This is a genomic window from Microbacterium sp. ZW T5_56, assembly GCF_044987425.1.
Classification (GTDB): Bacteria; Actinomycetota; Actinomycetes; order Actinomycetales; family Microbacteriaceae; genus Microbacterium.
The window spans coordinates 1-23,430 of the sequence record NZ_JBJDRI010000036.1; the positions used below are offsets into that span (position 1 = coordinate 1).

The 23,430-nt window shown below is 67.8% G+C and carries 21 protein-coding genes; 13 read left to right on the forward strand and 8 right to left on the reverse strand.

The features are described 5' to 3' along the window. The 3 genes from ACI3KU_RS15475 to ACI3KU_RS15485 form a co-directional block, all read right to left on the reverse strand. A partial coding sequence (locus ACI3KU_RS15475) for a biotin/lipoyl-containing protein (RefSeq protein ID WP_404923209.1) occupies positions 1-329 on the reverse strand: 329 nt, incomplete at its 3' end. Positions 330-400: 71 nt separating this feature from the next. Beyond that, positions 401-1,774: a dihydrolipoyl dehydrogenase gene (lpdA, locus tag ACI3KU_RS15480; RefSeq protein WP_404923210.1), complete on the reverse strand. Its 1,374-nt coding sequence runs from the start codon at positions 1,772-1,774 to the stop codon at positions 401-403. Positions 1,775-1,807: 33 nt separating this feature from the next. Beyond that, positions 1,808-3,259 (reverse strand): leucyl aminopeptidase, encoded by a 1,452-nt coding sequence (locus ACI3KU_RS15485; protein WP_404923211.1) that lies wholly within the window; start codon positions 3,257-3,259, stop codon positions 1,808-1,810. 102 nt (positions 3,260-3,361) lie between these two features. Here ACI3KU_RS15485 and ACI3KU_RS15490 point away from each other — a divergent pair, with 102 nt between their 5' ends. From ACI3KU_RS15490 to ACI3KU_RS15500, 3 genes are all read left to right on the forward strand, one after another. Next, on the forward strand, positions 3,362-4,315 hold the full coding sequence (locus tag ACI3KU_RS15490; RefSeq protein ID WP_404923212.1) for a proteasome assembly chaperone family protein: 954 nt from the start codon (positions 3,362-3,364) through the stop codon (positions 4,313-4,315). A 213-nt stretch (positions 4,316-4,528) separates the two neighbouring features. Next, a complete protein-coding gene (locus ACI3KU_RS15495; RefSeq protein ID WP_404923213.1) occupies positions 4,529-5,854 on the forward strand; it encodes an RNA polymerase sigma factor in 1,326 nt (441 codons plus the stop codon). A gap of 11 nt (positions 5,855-5,865) precedes the next feature. After that, positions 5,866-6,564: a coenzyme F420-0:L-glutamate ligase gene (locus ACI3KU_RS15500; protein ID WP_404923214.1), complete on the forward strand. Its 699-nt coding sequence runs from the start codon at positions 5,866-5,868 to the stop codon at positions 6,562-6,564. A gap of 61 nt (positions 6,565-6,625) precedes the next feature. Here ACI3KU_RS15500 and ACI3KU_RS15505 read toward each other — a convergent pair whose 3' ends face one another. After that, complete coding sequence (locus ACI3KU_RS15505; protein WP_404923215.1) at positions 6,626-7,657, reverse strand: sugar-transfer associated ATP-grasp domain-containing protein; 1,032 nt, start codon at positions 7,655-7,657, stop codon at positions 6,626-6,628. A 227-nt stretch (positions 7,658-7,884) separates the two neighbouring features. Here ACI3KU_RS15505 and ACI3KU_RS15510 point away from each other — a divergent pair, with 227 nt between their 5' ends. Both ACI3KU_RS15510 and ACI3KU_RS15515 read left to right on the forward strand, forming a co-directional pair. Next, positions 7,885-8,559, forward strand: coding sequence for an alanine racemase C-terminal domain-containing protein (locus tag ACI3KU_RS15510; RefSeq protein ID WP_404923216.1), 675 nt, complete (start codon positions 7,885-7,887; stop codon positions 8,557-8,559). Next, positions 8,556-9,593 carry an alanine racemase gene (locus tag ACI3KU_RS15515; protein ID WP_404923217.1) on the forward strand — a complete coding sequence of 346 codons (1,038 nt, stop codon included), beginning with the start codon at positions 8,556-8,558 and terminating at the stop codon, positions 9,591-9,593. The genes ACI3KU_RS15510 and ACI3KU_RS15515 overlap by 4 nt, the downstream gene beginning before the upstream one ends. A gap of 55 nt (positions 9,594-9,648) precedes the next feature. Here the strand turns inward: ACI3KU_RS15515 and ACI3KU_RS15520 are convergent, their stop codons facing one another. Then, positions 9,649-9,864 (reverse strand): hypothetical protein, encoded by a 216-nt coding sequence (locus ACI3KU_RS15520; protein ID WP_404923218.1) that lies wholly within the window; start codon positions 9,862-9,864, stop codon positions 9,649-9,651. A gap of 180 nt (positions 9,865-10,044) precedes the next feature. Between ACI3KU_RS15520 and ACI3KU_RS15525 the strand changes: the two genes are divergently transcribed. Both ACI3KU_RS15525 and ACI3KU_RS15530 read left to right on the forward strand, forming a co-directional pair. Then, entirely contained in the window at positions 10,045-12,132 is a 2,088-nt protein-coding gene (locus tag ACI3KU_RS15525) for a type IIA DNA topoisomerase subunit B (RefSeq protein ID WP_404923219.1), read from the forward strand. Positions 12,133-12,166: 34 nt separating this feature from the next. Next, positions 12,167-12,646 (forward strand): hypothetical protein, encoded by a 480-nt coding sequence (locus tag ACI3KU_RS15530; protein WP_404923220.1) that lies wholly within the window; start codon positions 12,167-12,169, stop codon positions 12,644-12,646. A 57-nt stretch (positions 12,647-12,703) separates the two neighbouring features. Here ACI3KU_RS15530 and ACI3KU_RS15535 read toward each other — a convergent pair whose 3' ends face one another. Further along, entirely contained in the window at positions 12,704-15,151 is a 2,448-nt protein-coding gene (locus ACI3KU_RS15535) for a DNA topoisomerase (ATP-hydrolyzing) subunit A (protein WP_404923221.1), read from the reverse strand. An 86-nt stretch (positions 15,152-15,237) separates the two neighbouring features. Between ACI3KU_RS15535 and ACI3KU_RS15540 the strand changes: the two genes are divergently transcribed. Continuing rightward, positions 15,238-16,359, forward strand: a complete 1,122-nt coding sequence (locus tag ACI3KU_RS15540; RefSeq protein ID WP_404923222.1) for an alkaline phosphatase family protein — start codon at positions 15,238-15,240, stop codon at positions 16,357-16,359. 8 nt (positions 16,360-16,367) lie between these two features. Here ACI3KU_RS15540 and sepH read toward each other — a convergent pair whose 3' ends face one another. Then, positions 16,368-17,447 carry a septation protein SepH gene (gene sepH / locus ACI3KU_RS15545; protein ID WP_404923223.1) on the reverse strand — a complete coding sequence of 360 codons (1,080 nt, stop codon included), beginning with the start codon at positions 17,445-17,447 and terminating at the stop codon, positions 16,368-16,370. A 220-nt stretch (positions 17,448-17,667) separates the two neighbouring features. Here sepH and ACI3KU_RS15550 point away from each other — a divergent pair, with 220 nt between their 5' ends. Beyond that, the gene (locus ACI3KU_RS15550; RefSeq protein ID WP_231090282.1) at positions 17,668-17,961 is read left to right on the forward strand and encodes a DUF4193 domain-containing protein; all 294 of its coding nucleotides are present in this window, start codon (positions 17,668-17,670) and stop codon (positions 17,959-17,961) included. On the opposite strand, the gene ACI3KU_RS15555 is transcribed toward ACI3KU_RS15550, so the two are convergent. Continuing rightward, positions 17,936-18,406 (reverse strand): DUF3093 domain-containing protein, encoded by a 471-nt coding sequence (locus ACI3KU_RS15555; protein WP_404923224.1) that lies wholly within the window; start codon positions 18,404-18,406, stop codon positions 17,936-17,938. The two genes, ACI3KU_RS15550 and ACI3KU_RS15555, sit on opposite strands and share 26 nt — an antisense overlap. Before the next feature lie 33 nt (positions 18,407-18,439). Between ACI3KU_RS15555 and dut the strand changes: the two genes are divergently transcribed. The 4 genes from dut (at position 18,440) to acnA (ending at position 23,376) form a co-directional block, all read left to right on the forward strand. Then, positions 18,440-18,895, forward strand: a complete 456-nt coding sequence (dut, locus tag ACI3KU_RS15560) for a dUTP diphosphatase (protein WP_404923225.1) — start codon at positions 18,440-18,442, stop codon at positions 18,893-18,895. Continuing rightward, positions 18,892-19,482, forward strand: a complete 591-nt coding sequence (locus ACI3KU_RS15565) for a DUF3710 domain-containing protein (RefSeq protein ID WP_404923227.1) — start codon at positions 18,892-18,894, stop codon at positions 19,480-19,482. Before dut ends, ACI3KU_RS15565 begins: the two co-directional genes overlap by 4 nt. Further along, complete coding sequence (locus tag ACI3KU_RS15570) at positions 19,479-20,297, forward strand: DUF3159 domain-containing protein (protein WP_404923228.1); 819 nt, start codon at positions 19,479-19,481, stop codon at positions 20,295-20,297. Before ACI3KU_RS15565 ends, ACI3KU_RS15570 begins: the two co-directional genes overlap by 4 nt. Before the next feature lie 241 nt (positions 20,298-20,538). After that, entirely contained in the window at positions 20,539-23,376 is a 2,838-nt protein-coding gene (acnA, locus tag ACI3KU_RS15575; RefSeq protein WP_404923229.1) for an aconitate hydratase AcnA, read from the forward strand. Positions 23,377-23,430: the final 54 nt, after the last annotated feature.

Here is a 23,430-nt window from a genome sequence, read left to right on the forward strand (position 1 = left end):
GCAGCCGGCGCGGGAGCTTCAGCGACGGCTGGAGCCGGAGCCGCGGCGGGCTCCTCGGCGGCGGGCGCGGGGGCCGAAGCCGGTGCGGCGCTGCCGTCACCGATCGTGGCGAGGACGGCGCCGACCTCGACGGTCTCGTCTTCCTGAACCAGGATCTCTTCGATCACGCCGCTGACGGGCGAGGGGATCTCGGTGTCGACCTTGTCGGTCGAGATCTCCAGGAGACCCTCATCCGCCTGGACGGTGTCACCCACCTTCTTGAGCCAGCGGGTGACCGTACCCTCAGTCACGCTCTCACCGAGAGCGGGGAGGACGACGGATGTGCTCATGTCGATTTCTCCTTCAGAATGCATAACGTCTATACCCAGCTTAGTGATGGACCGGTACTCTCGGCGACCATTCACAGGGCGTGGAGCGGTTTTCCGGCGAGCGCGAGAAACGCCTCGCCCAGGGCCTCGCTCTGGGTGGGGTGAGCGTGCAGGAGCGGTGCCAGGTCTTCCGGGAAGGCTTCCCACGCCACGGCGAGCTGTCCCTCGGTGATGAGCTCGCCGACGCGGTCGCCGAGCAGGTGAACACCGATCACAGGACCGTCGATCTCGCGGATGACCTTCACGAAGCCGCCCGTTCCGATGATCTCGCTCTTGGCATTTCCCGCGAGATTGAACTCGTAGGCGCGGATGTGATCGGCACCGAACCTGTCGGCGGCCTGTGCCTCGGTGAGCCCCACCGACGCGACCTCGGGGTGCGAGTACGTGACCTTCGGCACCTGGGAGTCGGGGACCGCGACCGGGTCGAGTCCTGCGATGCGCTCGGCCACCGCGATGCCCTGCTGGAAACCGCGGTGCGCGAGCTGAAGGCCCGGGGTGATGTCGCCCACGGCCCACACGCCGGCGACGTTGGTGTGCAGGCGCTCGTCGACGACCACGAACCCCCGATCGAGTGTGATTCCGGCCTCCTCGAAGCCGAGATCCGCCGTGACCGGCCCCCGACCGACGGCGACCAGCAGGTAGTCGCCCTCCAGGGCGCTCCCGTCCTCCAGCGTCACGGTGACGCCGCTGTCGGACTGCTGCACGGACTGGAAGCGCACGCCGAGCTTCTGAGCGATGCCGCGCTTGCGGAACGCGCGCTCCAGGCCCTTGCTGACCGCGAGGTCCTCGTTCGGAACCAGGTGATCGAGTGCCTCGATGATGGTGACCTCGGAGCCGAAGGAGCGCCAGACACTCGCGAACTCCACCCCGATCACCCCGCCGCCGAGCACGAGCACGCGCTCCGGGATGATCTCCAGCTCGAGCGCCTGCTCGCTGGTGAGCACGCGCCCGCCGATCTCGATGCCGGGAAGCGTCCGGCTGTAGGAGCCGGTGGCCAGGATCAGGTCTGCGCCGGTGTAGAGATCGTCGCCGACACGCACCGTCCGGTCACCCTCGAGGCGACCGGAGCCGCTGATCGTGGTGATCTTGCGCGCGGACAGGAGCCCTTCCAGACCCTTGTGCTTCTTCGCGACGATGCCGCGTCGATACGCTGCCACTCCCGCAGGGTCGATGGCGTCGAGCTGAGCCGTGACGCCGTACTGTGCTGCTTCACGAACGGTGTCGGCGACTTCCGCAGCGTGCAGCAGCGCCTTGGTCGGAATGCAGCCGCGGTGCAGACAGGTGCCGCCGACCTTGTCGCGTTCGATGAGGGCGACCGTCTTTCCGAGCTCCGCGAGACGCAGCGCTGCGGCGTAGCCGCCGCTGCCGGCGCCGAGGACGACGACGTCGAAGGTGTGGGTTGTCATGAGATCTCCAGTTCGGACTCGCGTGGCTTGTGGCTAGCGCGAGATCAGTTCGAGGATCGACCGAACGGTCGCTCCGGTGAAGCCCTTGTCGGTGTAGCCGAACGGGGCGGAGTCATTGAGGGCCGAGGCGGCGATGTCCAGGTGCACCCACGGGATGCGCGCAGCGTTCTCCTCGTCGGACACGCGGCCGACGAAACGGCGCAGGAACAGGCCGGCGAAGAGCGCCCCACCATTGCGATTGCTCATGTTGGCGTTGCGCATATCCGCGATGGGGGAGTCGAGATCGCTCTCCATGAAGTCCGGCAGCGGCATCGGCCACGCGTCTTCACCCGCGACCGCGGCGGCGTCCAGGAAGGTCTCGACCGCATCATCGTCACCGAACACGCCGGTGTGGCGGTTGCCGAGTGCCACCATGATCGCGCCGGTGAGCGTGGCCACATCGATGATGAGATCGGGGCGCTCCTCGCTGGCGGCTACCAGGCCATCGCCGAGGACGAGGCGTCCCTCCGCGTCGGTGTTCAGCACCTCCACGGTCTGACCGCCGTACATGCGCAGCACGTCACCGGGGCGGATGGCGCGGCCGGACGGCATGTTGTCGGCGATGCACATCCACGCCGTGACTCGTGTGGGCAGCTGCTGCTGCGCGGCTGCACGGACCACAGCGAGCACGGTGGCCGCGCCGCACATGTCGTCCTTCATGCCGAGCATTGACGACGCAGGCTTGAGGGAGAGGCCGCCGGTGTCGAAGGTGATGCCCTTGCCCACCAGCGCGATGTGACGCGATGCCTCTGCGGGAGAGTAGCTGAGTCGCACAAGACGAGGCGGTCGGTCCGATCCCTGGCCGACGCCGAGAATTCCGCCGAAGCCCTCTGCCGCGAGGCGCTCCTCATCCCAGACGGTCACCTCGATGGGAAGCCCGTCGACCGCGGTGAGCGCCGATTCAGCGAGCTGCTGCGGGCTCTGCCACTCGGCCGGGGTGGTGGTGAGGTCCTTCACGAGCGCGACGGCCTCGGCGATGCTGACCGCGGCGGCGGTGTCGACCTGCTCGGCCGTGTGGACGGTGATGCTGCCGGCTCGCTGCGTGCGACCCGACGTCTTGTAGGAGTCGAACGTGTAGGCACCCAGCAGTGCACCTTCCACGGCCGCGGCGGCGTTGCCCTCGGGAACCGCATTCAGGTGGACGTGGACGGCGGAGAAGCCCGTGAGGGAGCGCACGCCGGCTCCGACGGCGTCGCGCACACCGGCGGCATCGGTGCGATCGCCCAGGCCGACGACCGCGAACGGCTTGTCGGTGACGGAGAGCAGTGGCACACGCGCGAAGGCGGCGAACGAACCGGTGAAGCCGATCGCCGCGAGTGCCTCGGCGAGTCCCGGCCATGCGCTCAGGGCGTCAGGGGCCGGAAGTGCCGGAACGAGAACGAGGGTCGCCTCGGCTTCCGGATCGAACGACAGGGACGAGGACAGCTGAATCTCGGGAACCGGCATGCCCCCATCCTAGGGAGCGTCGGGGGTCTGAGGATCGGCGTGTTCGCTGACAGCGGTCGCCTTCTCGACCCTCGCTGTCTGCCGCGCTCGTAGCATGGAAGGATGCCCCAGCCCTCCGAGATCTTCGAACGCGTCCTTCCGCCGCGTGCCGTTCCGGCCGGCCTTCCGATGGTCGTCCTGATGACCGGCTTCACCGATGCGGGCGGTGCCGTTGCGGGGCTGATCAACCGATTCCGCGATGATGGCACCGCTGACGTCCTGGGACGGTTCTCCAACGACGTCCTGCTGGATTACCGCGCGCGTCGTCCGATTGTGACCTTCGTGCGCGATCACCTGACCGAGTACCGGCCGCCGCGGTTGGAGCTCTCGCTCGCTCATGACGTCCTCGGCCAGCAGTTCCTGTTGCTGTCGGGCTACGAGCCGGACTTCGCCTGGGAGGCCTTCGCCGACGTGGTGCTGAACCTCGCCGCCGAGCATCGAGTGTCCGGCGTCACGTGGGTCCACGCGATCGGCATGCCTGTGCCGCATACTCGGCCCATCGGTGTGACGGTGTCGGGAAACCGCGACGACCTCATCGCGTCGCTTTCGGTGTGGCAGCCCGAGACGCAGGTGCCCGCGACCGCGGGACACCTGCTGGAGTATCGCCTCGCCGAGAACGGCACCTCGATCGCCGGACTCGTGCTCCTCGTCCCGCACTACCTGGCAGACACCGAGTATCCCGGCGCCATGCTCGTCGCGCTGGAGAAGATGACGGCTGCGACGGGGCTGGTGTTCGCCACAGATCCGATCGTCGAGGCGAACCGGGACTTCCTCGTCAAGGTGGAGGAGCAGATCGCCGACAACGACGAGCTGCAGCGCATGATCTCGGCTCTGGAAGTGCGTTACGACGCGTACCGTGCCGGCCAGTTCCACGAGATGGAGCGTGGCGAGTACACCAGCGAGACGCTGTTGGATGGCGCGCCGCTGCCGAGCGCCGATGAGCTGGCCGCCGAGCTGGAGCGATTCCTCGCGAATCGGCCGGGCGACGAAGACAAGGGTGCTCCGGGTCTGGGCTGAACCCGACACGCCGCACGACGACGGCGGGCCCCGGGAATACCGGTGCGCGCGCACGCGTTTTCCTCAACGCGTCAATTGGTGTTTCCCCACGCCGACGTGTGAGACAATAGGGGACCGACCCGTTGTCGACCCTACGAGCTGAAAGGCTCCGGGACTTGACAAGGGTCTTACGTGTGTGTGAAACCTCCGGAGCACGCCGGTGAAAGGTGAACCGTGACCCCTGCCACGACCAAGACCACGCGGACCGCAGCGAAGGACACCGAGACGGACGAGACCGCCACTGCGGCCGCAGCCAAGCCCGCCGCCAAGCGCGGCGCCGCTGCGAAGACGACCGGAAAGGCCGCTGCAACGCCTGCGGCCAAGAAGCCTCGCGCGACCACCGCGAAGGCGGCCGGCGGACGCAAGAAGAAGTCCGATGAAGACGAGCCCACTGAGGACGAAGAGGTCGACGTCGAGATCGACGCCGAGACCTCGGATGACAAGTCGGACGACACCAGCGAGGACAAGGACGACGAGGAAGGTGCGACGAAGCCCGTCACCACCGAGCCGCTGCCCACGGGCGCGATCGTCATCTCCTCCTCCGACGAGGACGATGTCCCCGTCTACTCCACCCAGATCTCCGGTGCCACGGCCGACCCGGTCAAGGACTACCTGAAGCAGATCGGCAAGGTCCCGCTCCTCAACGCGGAGCAGGAGGTCGAGCTGGCCATGCGCATCGAGGCGGGCCTGTTCGCCGAAGAGAAGCTGTCCAAGATGACCGCGGCAGAGAAGTCCAGCCAGCTGGGCCTGGACCTGCAGTGGGTCGCCCGCGACGGCCAGCGCGCGAAGAGCCACCTGCTCGGCGCCAACCTCCGACTCGTGGTGTCGCTCGCCAAGCGCTACACCGGTCGTGGCATGCAGTTCCTGGACCTGATCCAGGAAGGCAACCTCGGCCTCATCCGTGCGGTGGAGAAGTTCGACTACACCAAGGGCTTCAAGTTCTCGACCTACGCCACGTGGTGGATCCGTCAGGCCATCACCCGCGCCATGGCCGACCAGGCTCGCACCATCCGCATCCCGGTGCACATGGTGGAGGTCATCAACAAGCTGGCCCGTGTACAGCGTCAGATGCTGCAGGACCTGGGTCGCGAGCCCACGCCCGAGGAGCTCTCGCGTGAGCTGGACATGACCCCCGAGAAGGTCATCGAGGTCCAGAAGTACGGCCGCGAGCCCATCTCGCTGCACACGCCCCTCGGTGAGGACGGCGACAGCGAGTTCGGTGACCTCATTGAGGACACCGACGCCGTCGTTCCCGCCGACGCGGTCGGATTCACGATGCTGCAGCGTCAGCTGGAGAGTCTGCTGGACTCGCTCAGCGAGCGTGAGGCGGGTGTGATCCGCATGCGCTTCGGCCTGGGCGACGGTCAGCCCAAGACCCTGGACCAGATCGGCGACACGTTCGGCGTCACGCGTGAGCGCATCCGCCAGATCGAGTCGAAGACGATGGCGAAGCTTCGCCACCCGAGCCGCTCCCAGTCGCTCCGGGACTACCTGGAGTGATGGGGAAGAGCATGGCAGAGGCGAACGAAGGCAAGAACCTCCTCATCGAAGTCGACGGCGAGAAGTTCCAGCGGCTCCCGATCAAGACGCATGTCGTCCTGCCGGGCGACGACCTGGATGCGTTCATCACGCAGTACGTCACCGAGGGCACCCTGGTGCCCGGCGACACGCTGTTCGTGACCGAGAAGATCGTCGCGATCACGCAGGGACGCTCGTACCTGGTGGAAGACATCACGCCGCGCAAGCTGGCGCACTTCCTCTCCAAGTACGTCACCCGCACCCCGTACGGGATCGGTCTCGGGATGCCCGAGACCATGGAGATGGCGCTGCGTGAGTGCGGCACTCCGAAGATCCTGTTCGCTGCGGCCGTCGCCGCCGTGACCAAGGCATTCGGGCGCAAGGGCGACTTCTACCGCATCGCTGGCGACAAGGCTCGGGCGATCGACGGACCCACCAGCGGCACCATCCCGCCCTACAACAAGGCCGTGGTGCTCGGACCGGAGCGCCCCGCCGAGGTCGCCGCGCACCTCAAGGCGCTGCTGAAGACCTCGGCTGACGTGGCCGTCGTCGACATCAATGACCTGGGTGGCAACATCCTGGGGTCCACGCTGTCGAAGGCGGGGGAGCAGCGGCTGGTCCGCATCCTCAAGGACAACCCCCTCGGGCAGGGCCACCAGTCCACGCCGCTCGGCGTGATCCGCAAGGCCTGACCCACAACGCGAAAGGGGCTCCGTCACTCGTGACGGAGCCCCTTTCGCGTTGTACGCGGGTTCAGATGCCGGTGGCAGCGCGGTAGCGTTCGCGGTGACCGGTGCGGATTCCGCTCACGCTCGGCTTGTTCTCGTAGACGCCGGCCGCCCAGTTGCCTTCGATGACGACAGGACCGTTCGGGGTGACGACGATGTCCCAGCCCACGTACGGGATGGACGGAATGACGCGGGCGATGCGGTCCACATACGCCACGACCTCGTCCCACATCGGCAGCTGGAAGTCGGCGATGCGCTTGTGGGTGTCCGGGTGCAGCTCATGGACGTTCTCGTGTGAGTCGTAGCCGGCGCTGCGGGCGTGCCCGCTGTCGTCGAGCATCGTGTAGAAGCCGCCGAACGACATCTGATCACTCACGGCGCCGCGCCCGAACTTCTGGGCGGCGGCGAGGATGTGGGTCCTGGTGCCGTCGAAGTACGCCGTGACGCGTGTGGTGTTCACGGTTCCCGGGCAGTATGCCGCGATGTCGTCGTGCTGAAGGATGACCTCCTCGATCAGCAGCTCGCCCCGACCGACGAGCTCGGCCGTGAACGTCTTCCAGTCCGATACCTCGGCGGCCTGGTAGCGGTGCACGCCGAGGCCGGCGGAGCCCTGCGGCGTCTTCGCGATGAAGGTGGGGTGGCGCTCAGCGAACGCCTGCAGTGCGTCGGCGTCCGATGCCGGGTTCTCGCCCAGCACAAGCCACTCACGACCGAGGTACGGGGCGAAGGCGCGATTGAACGCGATCTTGTCGTGGAAGGTGGCACGCCCCTCGGGCTTGTCGAGCAGCTGCGACATGCGGTTGGAGATCGGGTGCGTCATGTACGTGGCGCGCTCGGCGCGGCTCAGGATGGCGAAGTCGTAGTCGACGTAGTCCTGGAAGCCAACGTCGTGGCGAGCCGCGGACCACAGCATGTCCACCACCACGGCCGGGACCGCACGGTGGTGGTGCGCGGCGGTCTCCTTGGCGCGCGCGATCAGCGATCCGGTGTTGATGCGCAGTGCGCGATCAACCGCGTACTTGACGCGCACCGGGAGGGATGAGGCAGACGAGGCCATGGTGCTCCTTTGATTTCTCGCCTTCAGTTTACCGGCGGGCGCTGCGAGACCCTGAGCATGCGGGCTGGATGCACAGGGGCTGCGGAGCGGCGCCGACTAGGATCGACGGCGGTGTCCGCACGGCGGACGGACCACAGCGCCGCCCGTCGGTGGCCGGTCCCGAAGCGCATCCGAAAGGCTCCTATGCACGACTACGCCCCCCTCGAACGCACGGAAGGTCGTGTGCGATGACCGCCGCGCATGACCTCATCGGTCGCACTCACCCCACTCTTCGCGTGTCGCGTTCAGCCGTGACACGCAATCTCTCGGGTCATCCTCGGGAGGTCTACGCCGATGCGCGTCATGACGGCTGGGGACTCGGCGCGCAGCTCATCACGTCGGTGGCCCGCGAGCAGTCGCTGGCGGGCGTGGTGGGCGATGACGGGCCCGCGGCGTTCGCGGGCGAGGTTCCTCCCACGTTCGCGGTGGTCACGGCGGCAGTGGCCGCCGGAGCCCTGCCCCAGACCGTTCCCGCGGTCACCCTGAGCGGCGAGGTGCTCGGCGTGAAGGTGCTGCGAGCGGGTGAGAGCGTGTCCTACGGCTACACCTTCACCGCTCGTGAGGACACCCGCGTCGCGCTGGTGACCGGCGGCTACGCGCAGGGCATCGTGCGCTCGCTCGGCAACCGCCTCGCCGTCACGATGAACGGCGTTCGCCGACCCATCGTGGGTCGTGTGGCGATGGACGTCTGCGTCGTCGACATCGGAGCAGCGGAGACCGGCACCGGTGATGAGGTCGTGTTCCTCGGGGATCCGGATCGCGGCGAGCCGGCATGGGCGGAATGGATCGCCCTCACCGGGCTCGGGCTGGAGGAGCTGCTGCCGGCAATCGGCAACCGGACGCGTCGGGAGATCGTGGCATGAGTGCGGAGTTCGTCGTTGACCTGGCGGCCCTGTCCGCCAACATCCGTGCGGTGCGGGAACGCGTCGCACCGGCCGAGGCGATGCTCGTGGTGAAGGACGATGCCTACCGGCACGGCCTCGACGCCGTGGTTCCGCGCGCGATCGCCGAAGGCGTCACGTGGATCGGTGCGCTGGATGTGAGCACGGGCGTGGCCGTGCGCGCTCTGGCGCCGGAGGCCCGCGTGTTCGCGTGGATGCTGGCGGGTCGCGACGATGTGGCAGACGCGCTGTCGGCGCGGCTCGACATCGGCGTGGGCTCGGCTGCGCTGCTGGAGGATGTGGCAGCGGTCGCTCAGGCACGATCAGCGGCCGCCGACGTGCACCTGAAGATCGACACCGGACTGCACCGCAACGGCGTGCGGCTGGAGGAATGGTCCGCTTTCGTCGAACGGGCGGTGCAGCTGGAGGCGCTCGGCATCATTCGAGTGGTCGGCATCTGGTCGCACATCGGCGAGGCCTCGGATGCCGACGACGATGACTCGCGCGCGGTCTTCGACACCGCCGTGACTCAGGCCCGGGCGGCGGGACTTGCGCCGCAGAAGCTGCATCTGGCCGCGAGTGCTGCCGCTTTCGCACGCCCCGAGTTCCGCTACGACATGGTGCGCATCGGCGCGTTCCACTACGGCATTCGCTCCGCCGATGGTCCCTCCGAGGGCGAGTTGGGGCTTGCCGTGGTGGGTTCGCTCCAGGCCGCGGTGGAGAAGGTCGGCCGCAAGGACACGATCATCGGCACCGGGTACGTCAGCGGGCTGATGTCGACGGCTGCAGGCGCGCTCACCGCAGCGACGCCCGGGGGGCGTCTGCCTGTCACGGAGATCGCGGCGGATACGCTGCGAATTCCGCACTGGGACGGTGCCGCGGCGGGACAGATCGTCACGCTGTTCGGGGCGGAACCCGCCGATTCGGCCACCGACCTCGCCGAGCGCCTCGGCACGATCGGTGAGGAGGTCGTGCTGCGATTGGCGTCCGACGTGCCGCGCCGCTACGTGGGCTGACGCTTCGGGCACAGAAAAAGGGCTCCCGCTGCTGCGGGAGCCCTTTACTCGTGAGTCAGTTGGCCTCGTCGAGGCGGGCGGTCTCATCGTGCCAGGAGGTCGCGATCTCACGGAGCTTCGCCTCGTACTTGCGTCCGTGGTGGGCGCAGAAGAGAAGCTCGGAGCCGTTGACCTCGGCGGCGATATAGGCCTGAGCGCCGCACGAATCGCAGCGATCCATCGCGGTGAGCCGGAAGACCGTCGGCTCGGCGGGGGTGAGCGTGGTGTTCATCGCGGGTGCCTCCTTGATCGGGTGCGCGGCTGAAGACTGCTTTCAGTCAACCACGTGCAGCGCCGACCGGGCCCGTCCGGCCGCGTGTTTCGCTCAGCGCGTACGCCGCGTTCCGCGGGAATACGCGGGCGAGGCGCCGGTCCGCGCGCCTGGCGAGTGGTGTCGGTGGGTCGACTTACGATGGGGACTGTGACTGCCGAGTACTCCGCTCATCATCTCCAGGTGCTGGAAGGGCTTGAGGCTGTCCGCAAGCGCCCCGGCATGTACATCGGATCCAACGGCTCGCCGGGTCTCATGCACTGTCTGTGGGAGATCATCGACAACGCGGTGGACGAGGCGGTCGCGGGCAACGGCACCGACATCGACGTCATCCTGCGTGACGACGGAAGCGTCGAGGTGCAGGACCGCGGACGCGGCATCCCGGTGGACGTCGAGCCGCGTACCGGTCTCACGGGTGTGGAGGTCGTCTTCACGAAGCTGCATGCCGGCGGCAAGTTCGGTGGCGGGTCGTACGCGGCCTCAGGCGGTCTGCACGGCGTGGGAGCCTCGGTGGTCAACGCGCTGTCCGAGCGGCTCGACGTGGAAGTCGACCGCGACGGCAAGACCTATGCGATGTCCTTCCGCCGCGGAGAGCCGGGCAGGTTCGCGGACGCGGGCGAGCCTCGTCCCGACGCGCCCTTCACGCCGTTCGCCGATGGCAGCGAGCTGCGCGTGGTGGGCAAGGTGCGCAAGGGCGTCAACGGCACGCGCGTGCGCTACTGGGCGGACCGGCAGATCTTCACGAAGGACGCCGCCTTCCAGCTGGCCGACCTGGAGACACGTGCGCGACAGACGGCGTTCCTCGTCCCGGGCCTCGGTATCCGGATCACCGACAAGCGTGCCGAGGGTGGCAACGAGACGCTGCATCGCTACGAGGGCGGCATCTCGGAGTTCGTGGAGTACCTCGCCTCAGACGCCCCGATCACCGACACCTGGCGGCTGCAGGGATCGGGCACTTTCCACGAGACGGTCCCGGTGCTGCAGCCGGATGGTTCCATGCAGGCCACGGATGTCGAGCGTGAATGCGCGGTGGACGTCGCACTGCGGTGGGGCACGGGTTATGACACGACAGTGCGCTCGTTCGTGAACATCATCGCCACGCCCAAGGGCGGAACTCACCAGCAGGGCTTCGAGCAGGAGCTCCTCAAGGTCATTCGCGCTCAGGTTGCGGCCAATGCGCGGCGACTGAAGTCGGGCAGCGACAAGCCGGAGAAGGACGATGTGCTGGCCGGACTCACCGCCGTGCTCACTGTTACCGTTCCCGAGCCGCAGTTCGAGGGTCAGACCAAAGAGGTCCTGGGCACGCCCGCGGTGCGCCAGATCGTGTCGCGCGTGGTCGGCAAGGAGCTGGGGGAGCGGTTCTCGTCCACGAAGCGCGACGACAAGAACCAGGCTTCTCAGCTGCTCGACAAGGTGGTCTCCGAGATGAAGGCGCGCATCTCCGCGCGCGCTCACAAGGAGACCCAGCGACGCAAGAGCGCGCTCGAGTCGTCGTCGCTACCGGTGAAGCTCGTCGACTGCCGATCCAGCGACGTCTCCCAGTCGGAGATGTTCATCGTCGAGGGTGACTCGGCGCTCGGCACCGCGAAGCTCGCCCGTGATTCTGGGCACCAGGCGCTGCTGCCGATCCGCGGCAAGATCCTCAACGTCCAGAAGGCGTCCGTGTCCGACATGCTCGGCAACGCGGAGTGCGCGGCCATCATCCAGTCCATCGGCGCCGGTTCGGGCCGGACGTTCGATCTCACGCAGGCGCGCTACGGCAAGATCATTCTGATGAGCGACGCCGATGTCGACGGGGCGCACATCCGCACGCTGCTGCTCACGCTGTTCTTCCGCTACATGCGGCCTCTGGTCGAGGCGGGACGGGTCTACGCGGCCGTGCCGCCGTTGCACCGGGTGATCGTGATGAACCCCGGCTCCAAGCCCAACGAGACCATCTACACGTACTCGGAGGCGGAACTGCACGGGCTGCTCGCGAAGCTTACGAAGGTTGGCAAGCGTTGGCAGGAGCCGGTGCAGCGCTACAAGGGTCTCGGCGAAATGGACGCGGATCAGCTGGCGACCACCACGATGGACAAGCGAGGCCGACTGCTGCGGCGAGTGACGCTCGCCGATGCGGACGCGGCCAACGAGGTGTTCGAGCTGCTGATGGGCAACGATGTCGCCCCGCGTCGGGAGTTCATCATCGACTCGTCCGATCGCCTCTCGCGCGAGTCCATCGACGCCTGACGTTCAGCGAGAGCACTGCCGATACGGTGGAGGTGTGACCGACATGACCCGTCTGCAGGTGGATCTCGACGGCTGGCTCTGCCTCATCGACCCCTATGCGTTCGCGTCGTACATCAACGATGCCCCGACGCATGCGGATCAGCTGACCCGCTATGCCGCCGAACGCAGGGCCGAGCACGGCATCGTGATGCACCTGGGCGCGGAGGCCGCGCTCGATGTGCTCGCGCCCGCCGTGCCCCGCACCGATCAGCCGCTCCGCACCTTCACGCACACGGTCGTGGCCAGTCGAGGCGTGCTGGCCGTCCCCACGTTCAAGGAGCTCACCGGCGCTGCGGGCTTCTCCGGGCGGCGACTCGTGAGCGATGCGACGCCTCGCATCGGCCGGGCACCCGGCCGCTACCTCGTCACTGTCGCGCAGTATGCGCAGGAGCCGCGAATCACTCTTGCCATCGCCCCGGCACCGCGACCCGTAGCCGACCCGGCCATCGCCGCGAACGTCGTCCCCTGGCTCTAACTCCTGCCGCGGTGCGTGCAGCCGACAACCGAGAGGATCCGCCGGCCGCGCCACGTCTCAGGAGATCGCGGTTCCTACCCAGGCGATGACGGCCTCCAGCGGAACGCCGGATCCATCCCGCTTCGCACCGCCGGCGGGCAGCTGACGCACGGCGCCATCGGCGCCGATAGCACGAGGCTCCTCACCCACCCATGCCAGAGTGAGGCGGTCCTCGCCCTTCAGGAGCGCCTGGGCACGGACTCCGCCGGTCGCGCGTCCCTTGCCGGGGAACTCCGCGAAGTCACTGACTTTTGCTCTCCCGGTGTCGGTGCCGGCGAGCATCGTGTCGGAGCCGGACACCGTCACCACCTGCGCTTCGGTGCCCGCGGCTACGGCACCGAAGAAGATCACGGCAGCACCTGCACCGAGCTTGATGCCCGCCATGCCGCCCGCCGGTGCACCCTGCGGGCGCACATTCTCAGCGGGGAAGTGCAGCAGCTGCGTATCGCTGGAGACGAACACCAGTTCGACGTCGTCGGGAGCGGGAACCGCACCGACGACCATGTCCTTGGTCTTCAGCGAGATGATCTCCAGCTCCGGACGCACGGGCAGCGCGGACGGGACGACGCGCTTCACCACACCGTCACGTGTTCCGAGGGCCAGAGGGGTGTCGTCGTCGAAGCGGATGAGCGCGAGGATTCTCTCCGCCTTGTCGGTGATGCCGAGATAGTCCTTGAGCGCCACACCGGCCGCGAGCTGCACGGATGCCGGAGGCACCGACGGCAGGTCGACGGGGGAGAACCGCAGCACACGGCCGTGTGAGGTCACCGCCCCGATCTCGCTCCGGGTGGTGGTGTGCAGGCGCGCGAGCACCGCGTCGTGCTTGCTGCGCCGTGAAGGCGGGGTCAGCGGCGTCTCGCCGTCCCCATCCACGCGCACGGCGCGGCCCGACGCTGACAGCAGAAGAAGCGTCGGTGCGTCGGCGAACTGGAGGTCGGCGGCGGCCGCGGCTCGTGCCGTGCGCGCTTTCGGCGGAGCAGCGTTCAGCAGCAGCGTTCGACGGGGTGTGCCGTAGGCCTCCGCTGCCGCGTCCAGCTCGCTCGCCACCTGGCTGCGCAGGAGCACCGGGTCGCCCAGAAGGCGCTCCAGCTCCTCGATCTCGGCGCGCAGTTTGTCCCGCTCGGCCTCGAGCTCGATGCGGGAGAACTTTGTGAGGCGGCGCAGTCGGAGCTCGAGGATGTACTCGGCCTGGCGCTCGGACAGATCGAACACCTGCTGCAGCCGCGAACGGGCCGCATCCGAGTCGTCGGAGGTGCGGATGACCTGGATGACCTCGTCGATGTCGAGGATCGCGACGAGCAGACCCTCCACGAGGTGCAGGCGCTCGCGCCGGCGATCGAGGCGGTACTGGCTGCGTCGGGTGACCACCTCGATGCGGTGGTCGAGGTAGACCCGCAACAGCTCCTTGAGGCCCAGCGTCTGCGGCTGACCGTCCACCAGGGCGACGTTGTTGATCGAGAACGAATCCTCGAGCGGGGTGAAGCGGTAGAGGGCCTCCAACACGGCCGCCGGGTCGAAGCCGGTCTTGACCGTGATGACCATCCGGAGGCCGTGGTTGCGATCGGTGAAGTCGTGGACATCGCTGATGCCCTGCAACTTCTTGGCCGTGACCGCATCCTTGAGTTTCTCGATGACCCGCTCCGGACCCACCTGATAAGGCAGCTCGGTCACGATGATGCCGGTCTTGCGCGGACCGAGCGACTCGATCGAGATCTTCGCACGCACCTTGAACGCTCCGCGTCCGGTGGCGTAGGCGTCCTTGACTCCGTCCAGTCCCATCACGATGCCGCCCGAGGGGAAGTCGGGCCCCGGCACGAACTCCATGAGTTCTTCCGTGGTCGCGTCCGGGTTCTCCAACAGGTGGATGGCGGCCGCGACGACCTCGATGAGGTTGTGCGGCGCCATGTTGGTCGCCATGCCAACAGCGATACCGCTCGCGCCGTTGACCAGCAGGTTCGGGAACGCCGCTGGCAGCACGGCGGGCTGCTGGTACTGGCCGTCGTAGTTCGGGATGAAGTCGACGACGTTCTCGTCAAGGCTCTCCGTCATCGCCATCGCGGGAGGCGCCATCCGCGCCTCGGTGTATCGCGAGGCGGCGGGGCCGTCGTCCAGGGAGCCGAAGTTGCCGTGCCCGTCCACCAGGGGCACGCGCAGTGAGAACGGCTGAGCGAGCCGCACCAGCGCGTCGTAGATCGCCGAGTCGCCGTGGGGGTGCAGCTTGCCCATCACGTCACCGACGACGCGGGCACTCTTGACGTGTCCGCGGTCGGGACGCAGCCCCATCTCCGCCATCTGGTAGAGGATGCGTCGCTGCACCGGCTTCATGCCGTCGCGCGCATCCGGAAGGGCGCGGGAGTAGATCACCGAGTATGCGTACTCGAGGAAGGATCCCTGCATCTCCGCCGACACATCGACGTCTTCGATGCGCTCGACGACGGGCTCGATATCGGTCGGCTTGCGTGCCATGCGGTGTGGATCTCCGGAGACTCGGGTGGAGGGAAACGCCCTGACAGCAGGGGTACATCGGGTGAAATGTGCGAGACTTGGCCCCGATGTCCCTCATGCTACCTGCCGCGCCCGCGCACGCTCGGAGCATCACCGGGGTGGCGTCGGATGTCCTGGATTCGCTGGGGAGCGAGGGGCGTTTCGGTACCGCACGCTCCGGGGTGCTCTGTGTCGTCGACGGTCTCGGTGCGCTGCAACTGCGCGCCCACACCGGTCATGCCCGTCGCCTGGGATCTCTCATGCGTCGTCGGGATGTGGCGCGATCAGTCTTCCCGTCCACAACGGCCGCCGCGCTGACCTCGCTGCTCACCGGCACCGACCCGGGTCAGCATGGCCTCGTCGGCTACAAGGTTCTTGATCCCGACGCGGACATCCTCGTGAACCAGCTCAGCGGCTGGGAGCGCGAGGGCGTGGATCCGCGCACCTGGCAGCGCAGCGAGACGGTGTTCGAGCGCGCTGCGTCCGAGGGACGTCCCTCGTTCGCGGTCGGGCCGGGGGAGTACGCCGATTCCGGTTTCACGCGCGCCATCCTCCGCGGCAGCGAGTACGTGCCGGTGGACAACATCTCCAACCGCGTCTCGGTCGCCGTGCGCCTCGCCGCGCAGCACGACGGCGCGCTGGTCTACTGCTACCTTCCGGAAGTCGACAAGGCCGGACACAAATTCGGCGTCGCGTCTGCGCAGTGGCGCGCGGCGTTGGAAGACGTGGACGGTGCCTTCATGGTTCCCATTCCCGACGACATCGGTCTGGTCATGACGGCCGATCACGGAATGATCGACGTGCCCCGCTTCCGTCACGTCCTGCTGGGTGAGGACGACCCGCGCTGGGAGGGCGTGGCGCATGTCGGCGGCGAGCCGCGCATGCTGCACGTGTACACGGAGAAGCACGCTGATTCGCTGGAAGTCCACGCCCGCTGGGCGGCGGACGCGCAGAACACCGCGGACGTGCTCACCCGAGATGAGGCGGTCGCGCTGGGCCTGTTCGGTGAGGTCCACCCAGACGTCGCGCTGCGCATCGGCGATCTGCTCGTCGTGAGCCGCGGCATCTGGGCGTACTACGACGATCGGGGCACCGACACGCGCCCGCAGAAGATGATCGGACAGCACGGCGGAATCACGCCGGAGGAGACGATCGTCCCCCTCATCCGCGCGGGGGCCTTCGCGGCCTGACGCCGGGCTCAGTCCTCGGTGCGTGCGCCGAAGACGATCTCGTCCCAGCTCGGCATCGAGGGACGTCCACGTCGGCTCTTGCCACTGTCGCGCTCGGCCGCGGCCTGCTTCTCCGCCACGATCTCGGCGTCATCGCCCACCTCGGCGGCCGGCGACGGGGTCGCCGGCGCACCATCGATCCGCGCGAGCGGAGCCGGTGCCGTCACGAGTCCGGGCGCGGCCTCGTCTTCCAGCGCGGGAGCCGGCTCTCGCTGCCCGCGGCGGCGTCGCAGCGCCTCCAGCAGGTCGGCGGTGTCGGGGTGAGTCGGGCGATCCGGCTCAGGCGCGCGGTTCATGGCGGCGTCGGCCGCGGTGCTTGGACGCTGAGGGGTCTCCGCGTTCGTCTCCGCCTCCGCCTCCGTCGGTGCGGGATCCGGCAGGCGGCGGGGACCGAAGGCACCGCTGTCGAAGCGAGACTCGTCCTTCCACGGCGTCGTCGTGGCCGCGGGAGCGGTATCCAGCGCGCGCAGGCGGGGGATGAGTCCCTCGGGAAGTGACCCCTGGCGGGAGAGTTGCGTGGCGGCGGAGTTCTGCGGAGACAGGGTGCTGCGGCGCGGGTCGAAACCCCAGCGCGCGTCGTGCTCGACCTCTGCCGAGACGAACTCCAGCTTGACGATCCAGCCGTCCTCGCCCTTCCAGCTGGTCCAGCGTTCTCCGGAGGCCTCTGCCTCGGCGAGCTTGGCTCGGATGGCCATGCCGAAGCTCAGCGTTCCGTCCGGCTCCACCTCGCTGCCCACCAGAACGGGAACGGCGAGCGCCTGACTCACGATGTGCTCGCGCTCGGCCAGCACCGGACCCTCGTATCGCTGCACGGCTTCGACAGTGGTGCCGAGGAGCTCGGCCACGTCGGGGGCGGACATCCCGGCGCGGATGTGCGTCTGGATGTCGCGCGGGCTCGCGTGCGGAGCCGCCGGCGCAGATTCACGACGCGCGGCCTTCTTCAGCTCGGTTCGCAGGACGTCGTCGATGACGAGCGCATAACGGTCGCCGGCCTCGGTGACCAGGACGAGTTGTTCGCCCTCGGTGCCGATGATGGTGAGCTGTTCCATTCGCCACGCCTCTTCCGCTGTGTGGGTTCGTTTCATGCTCCCACGCGCACCGGCGGAGGCCGGGAATACCGTGGGCGTGCCGCGAGTTTGATCGGCTGCGAGGGATGCATGGCGAACCTGGGAAAACACCCATTTGCGAAACTTCGCACGGTCATGCAAACTATCGCCGCCTGTTCACACAGGTGACCCCCACATTTACGGAAGAAGAGATATACCCGTCATGGCCACCGATTACGACGCACCCCGCAAGAACGAGGACGAAAGCGAGTCGATCGAGGCCCTCAAGGAACGCGTGCCCGACAAGGCGTCCGGGTCGATCGATTCCGAGGATGCAGACAACCCCTCAGGGTTCGAGCTCCCCGGTGCCGACCTCTCCGACCTCGAACTCGATGTCGTTGTGCTTCCCCCCCAGGAGGATGAGTTCACCTGCGTGAGCTGCTTCCTGGTGAAGCACCGTTCCCAGCTGGACCACGAGACCGCTTCCGGTCCTATCTGTCGGGAGTGTGCTGCGTAACCTGCGCAGCGACGATCGCCGCAGCCAGGCGATCCGGTGTCCGCGAGGACACCACCCAGACCGGCGTCGGGTCGGCGGGATCGATCACGGGAACCGTGACGATGCCGTCGATCCCGCCCCGGATCAGATGCCAAGCCCGCGCATCGAGGCCCTGACCTCGAGCAGCGCGGGCTTCGTCGTTCACGGCGTGTGCTGGAGTTCCCAGCAAGTCCACGGGAATGTGAGCGCGACCGGCGCGCAGCTCGCCGCCGGAGATCTCAATGCGCGGCGACAGCGCGATCAGAGCGCAGATGATGGCGAAGCCGACCACCGCTCCGATGGCCAGCGCCATTGTCGGTTCGACGCGCACGAACACCAGCGCCACCATGGGCGCCACCACCGCTGCGGACAGCAGGATCCAGAGGGAGGGCGTAAGACGCTCGCGGTACGTGGGGGTGGAGGTCATTCTTCGCCCTGCATTCTGCATTACCCTCGTGGGGTGACCGATTCCGTTGACGTCCTCATTGTCGCATCCGAGCCTCCGAGCTACGCCCACCCCGGTGACGCCGGCGCAGACCTGCGCTCCGCGGTGGCTCTGCGACTGGAGCCGGGCGAGCGAGCACTCGTGCCCACCGGCGTCTCGATCGCTCTCCCGGACGGCTATGCGGCCTTCGTGGTGCCCCGCAGCGGCCTCGCCGCCAAGCACGGCATCACGATCGTCAACTCGCCCGGGACCGTCGATGCGGGCTACCGTGGCGAGATCAGGGTCTCCCTGCTGAACACCGATCGCGAAGCCGCCTATGACGTGGCCGTCGGCGACCGGATCGCTCAGCTCATCGTCATGCCGGTGACCCGTGCCGTCTTCATCCCCGTGGCGGAGCTTGCCGACTCCGCGCGAGGAGAGAGCGGGTTCGGATCGACCGGCTACGGCACACAGACAGGAGTGAACGCATGAGCGACGAGACGCCCACGCCCGCCGAGAAGTCGGCACCCGATGACCGCGCCAGCAGCGGACCGTTCGACGAGTCCGAGGCGAACCCGGTCCGTCCGTACATCGACCTGGGCGGTATCAAGGTGCTGCCCCGCGAGGGCCTGAACCTGCGCCTGGAGGTCGAGGAGCAGAGCAAGCGAATCGTCGCGGTCGGACTGGACTACGCCGATTCGTCGCTGCAGGTGCAGCCGTTCGCGGCTCCCCGCACCACCGGTCTCTGGGAGGAGACGCGCGCGCAGATCAGCGAGCAGGTGCGCCAGCAGGGCGGTCGTGTCGAGGAGCGTGAGGGGCCGCTGGGTCCCGAACTCCTCGCCGAGGTGCCGGTCGTGGCGGGCAGCGCCGCCGAGATGCGACTGGCCCGCTTCGTCGGCGTCGATGGCCCGCGCTGGTTCCTGCGCGGTGTGATCGGTGGCGCGGCCACGAACGACACCGCAGCAGCCGAGCAGGTTGAAGACCTGTTCCGCTCGATCGTCGTGGTTCGCGGTGGCTCGCCGATGCCGCCGCGCGATCTGATCCCGCTGAAGATGCCGGCCGCGCCGGGAGCGGCGTGACCGACGAGCGGGCGAGCAGTCCCGACGCCGAGGGCACCGCGCTCACCCCGCCGGAGCCGTCCGCCTCCGAGATGCTCAGTGCCGCCCTCGGCAATGCGGCTCGCAAAGCCGGCATGGATCCCTCGCGGCAGGCGTCCACCGGACACGTCGTCTGGGCTGCGATGGGCGGCTGGCGTGGCATCGCGGAGTCGGTGCTGCCGAGTCTGGCCTTCATCCTCGCGTTCACGCTGTGGACCGGCGAGAGCATGCAGAAGCTCATTCCGGCGCTCATCATCTCCGTCGGCCTCGCGGTGGTGTTCACCGCGCTGCGCCTGATCGCCCGCTCGACCCCGACGGCAGCGATCGGTGGGCTGATGGCGGCAGTGGTCGCCGCCGCCCTCGCCCTGTTCACGGGCAACGCATCGAACAACTTCGTGCCCGGCCTCATCACGAATGCCGCCTACGGGGTGGCGCTGCTGGTGTCCGCGCTGATCGGTTGGTCGCTGATCGGCCTGGCCGCCGGATACCTGATGGGGGAGGGCACCGCCTGGCGACAGTCCAAGCGCAAGCGCCGGGTGTACTTCTGGCTTGCGATCGCGTGGGCCGCGCTGTTCTTCCTCCGTCTGGCCGTGCAGTTCCCGGTCTATTTGACCTCGCTGCAGCCGGGAAACGAGTCGAGCGCTGTGGCGCTTCTCGGCACCCTCAAGCTGGTCATGGGGCTGCCGCTGTTCGCGCCGCTCGTGGCCGTGACCTGGCTCACCGTGCGCGCGCTGTACCGCCGCACTGACGCTGCGATGGCCGCTGATTCGGGCATGACGGCTCCCGCGGGCGACTGATTCTCCACCGACGCGCGGCGGCGGGTGCGGCGGCGTCGTCACACCCGCCGCCGCGTTGTGGTGTGCCGACGAACCGGGCCAGGGCATCGTGGTAGATTTATCTTGACGTCAAGATAAATTCCCTGCTGTTGCGAGCGGCGTTCGCGGCGCACACTGGTTAGGCGGGCCTTGCTAGCCCTGATCGGTTCGGCGCTCCAAGATGGAACGCAGCGGTGACGAAAGACGCTAAGGAGAGAACCTCGTGTCAACGGTGAACAGCTTCGGTGCACAGAGCACCCTGACAGTCGGCAGCACCGACTATGAGATCTTCCGCGTGGACCAGGTTCCCGGCTACGAGAAGCTCCCGTTCAGCCTGAAGGTGCTGCTGGAGAATCTCCTTCGCACCGAAGACGGCGCGAACGTGACCAAGGAGCAGATCCAGGCGCTCGGCTCGTGGAATCCGAATGCCGAGCCCGACACGGAGATCCAGTTCACGCCGGCGCGCGTGGTCATGCAGGACTTCACTGGCGTGCCCTGCATCGTCGACCTCGCCACCATGCGTGAGGCCGTCACCGCCCTCGGCGGCGACCCGAGCAAGATCAACCCGCTCTCGCCCGCCGAGATGGTCATCGACCACTCCGTGATCGCCGACCTCTTCGGCCGTCCGGACGCTATTGAGCGCAACGTCGAGATCGAGTACGAGCGCAACGGCGAGCGCTACCAGTTCCTGCGTTGGGGCCAGACCGCCTTCGACGACTTCAAGGTGGTCCCCCCGGGAACCGGAATCGTCCACCAGGTCAACATCGAGCACCTGGCAAAGGTCATCTACGACCGCAACGTCAACGGCGTGCTGCGCGCCTACCCCGACACGTGTGTCGGCACCGACTCGCACACCACGATGGTCAACGGCCTCGGTGTGCTGGGCTGGGGCGTGGGCGGCATCGAGGCCGAGGCTGCCATGCTCGGCCAGCCGGTGTCGATGCTCATCCCGCGCGTCGTCGGCTTCAAGCTCACGGGCGAGATCCCAGCGGGCGTGACCGCCACCGACGTGGTTCTCACGATCACCGACATGCTGCGCAAGCACGGCGTGGTCGGCAAGTTCGTCGAGTTCTACGGCGAGGGCGTCGGCTCCGTGCCGCTGGCGAACCGCGCGACCATCGGAAACATGTCGCCGGAGTTCGGTTCGACCGCTGCCATGTTCCCGATCGACGACGTGACGCTGGACTACCTGCGACTCACCGGTCGCGACGAGCACGCTGTGGCCCTGGTCGAGGCGTACGCCAAGGAGCAGAAGCTCTGGCACGACGCCGCCACCGAGCCGTCGTACTCGGAGTACATGGAGCTCGACCTGTCGACCGTCGTTCCCTCGATCGCCGGCCCGAAGCGTCCGCAGGACCGCATCCTGCTCTCCGAGGCCAAGACGCAGTTCGAGCAGGACATCCTGAACTACGCCGACGCCACCACCCCGGTTGACGTGGCGGATGCCGGGTCGTTCCCCGCATCCGACGCTGGCTCGGTTCCGGGCGAAGAGGTGGAGATCGAGGCGGCCGTGACAGCGCCGAAGGTGCTCGCATCCTCCGCTGCGCCGCAGGCGTCCAACCCGGTCGAGGTGACCACCCCCGAGGGGCAGAAGTACATCCTCGACAACGGCGCCGTCACCCTCGCCGCCATCACCTCGTGCACCAACACGTCCAACCCCTCGGTCATGATCGCGGCGGGTCTGCTGGCACGCAAGGCACGCGAGAAGGGCCTGAAGCAGAAGCCGTGGGTCAAGACCACGCTCGGCCCGGGCTCGAAGGTCGTCACGGACTACTACGAGAAGTCCGGTCTGGACAAGGACCTCGAGGGTCTCGGGTTCTACACCGTCGGCTATGGCTGCACCATCTGCATCGGCAACTCCGGTCCGCTCATCCCCGAGGTGTCCGGCGCCATCAACGACCACGACCTCGCGGTCACGGCTGTGCTCTCCGGCAACCGCAACTTCGAGGGTCGCATCAGCCCCGACGTGAAGATGAACTACCTGGCTTCGCCGCCGCTGGTGGTCGCTTACGCCCTCGCCGGTTCGATGCACTTCGACTTCGACAACGACGCGCTCGGCATCGATGGCGACGGCAATGACGTGTTCCTGAAGGACATCTGGCCCGCCCCGGAGGAGGTCCAGGAGATCATCGACACCTCGATCTCGCGCGAGCAGTTCATCACCCAGTACGCCACGGTGTTCGACGGTGACGAGCGCTGGAAGAGCCTGCCCACCCCGACCGGTCCGGTCTTCGAGTGGGACGCCGACTCCACCTACGTCCGCAAGGCTCCGTACTTCGACGGCATGACGATGCAGCTGACCCCGGTCACCAACATCACCGGTGCGCGCGTCATGGCGACGCTGGGCGACTCGGTCACCACCGACCACATCAGCCCGGCCGGAAACATCAAGGCGGGCACCCCCGCCGCGCAGTACCTCACCGAGCACGGTGTGGCCCAGAAGGACTTCAACTCGTACGGCTCGCGCCGTGGTAACCACGAGGTGATGATCCGCGGCACGTTCGCGAACATCCGTCTGAAGAACCAGCTGGTGCGCGCGGTCAACGACGGCGCCGAGGTCGAGGGTGGCTTCACCCGCGACTTCACGCAGCCCGGAGGTCCGCAGTCCTACATCTACGACGCGTCGCAGAACTACCAGGCGCAGGGCACCCCGCTCGTCGTCTTCGGTGGCAAGGAGTACGGTTCCGGCTCGTCCCGTGACTGGGCGGCCAAGGGCACCAGCCTGCTGGGCGTCAAGGCCGTCATCACCGAGAGCTTCGAGCGCATCCACCGCTCGAACCTGATCGGCATGGGAGTCGTTCCGCTGCAGTTCCCCGCCGGCGAGAGCTGGGCATCGCTCGGCCTCGACGGCACCGAGATCGTCTCGATCGAGGGCCTGGAAGCGCTGAACGAGGGCGTCACGCCGAAGACGGTGAGGGTCACCGCTTCCCCGAGCGAGTTCTCGCCCGAGGGCAAGCAGGAGATCGTGTTCGACGCCGTGGTTCGCATCGACACCCCCGGTGAGGCTGACTACTACCGCAACGGCGGCATCCTGCAGTACGTGCTGCGTTCGCTGGTCTGATCCAGATCGCTGCGACATCCCGTCAGGCTTCGGCCTGGCGGGATGTCTGCGTTA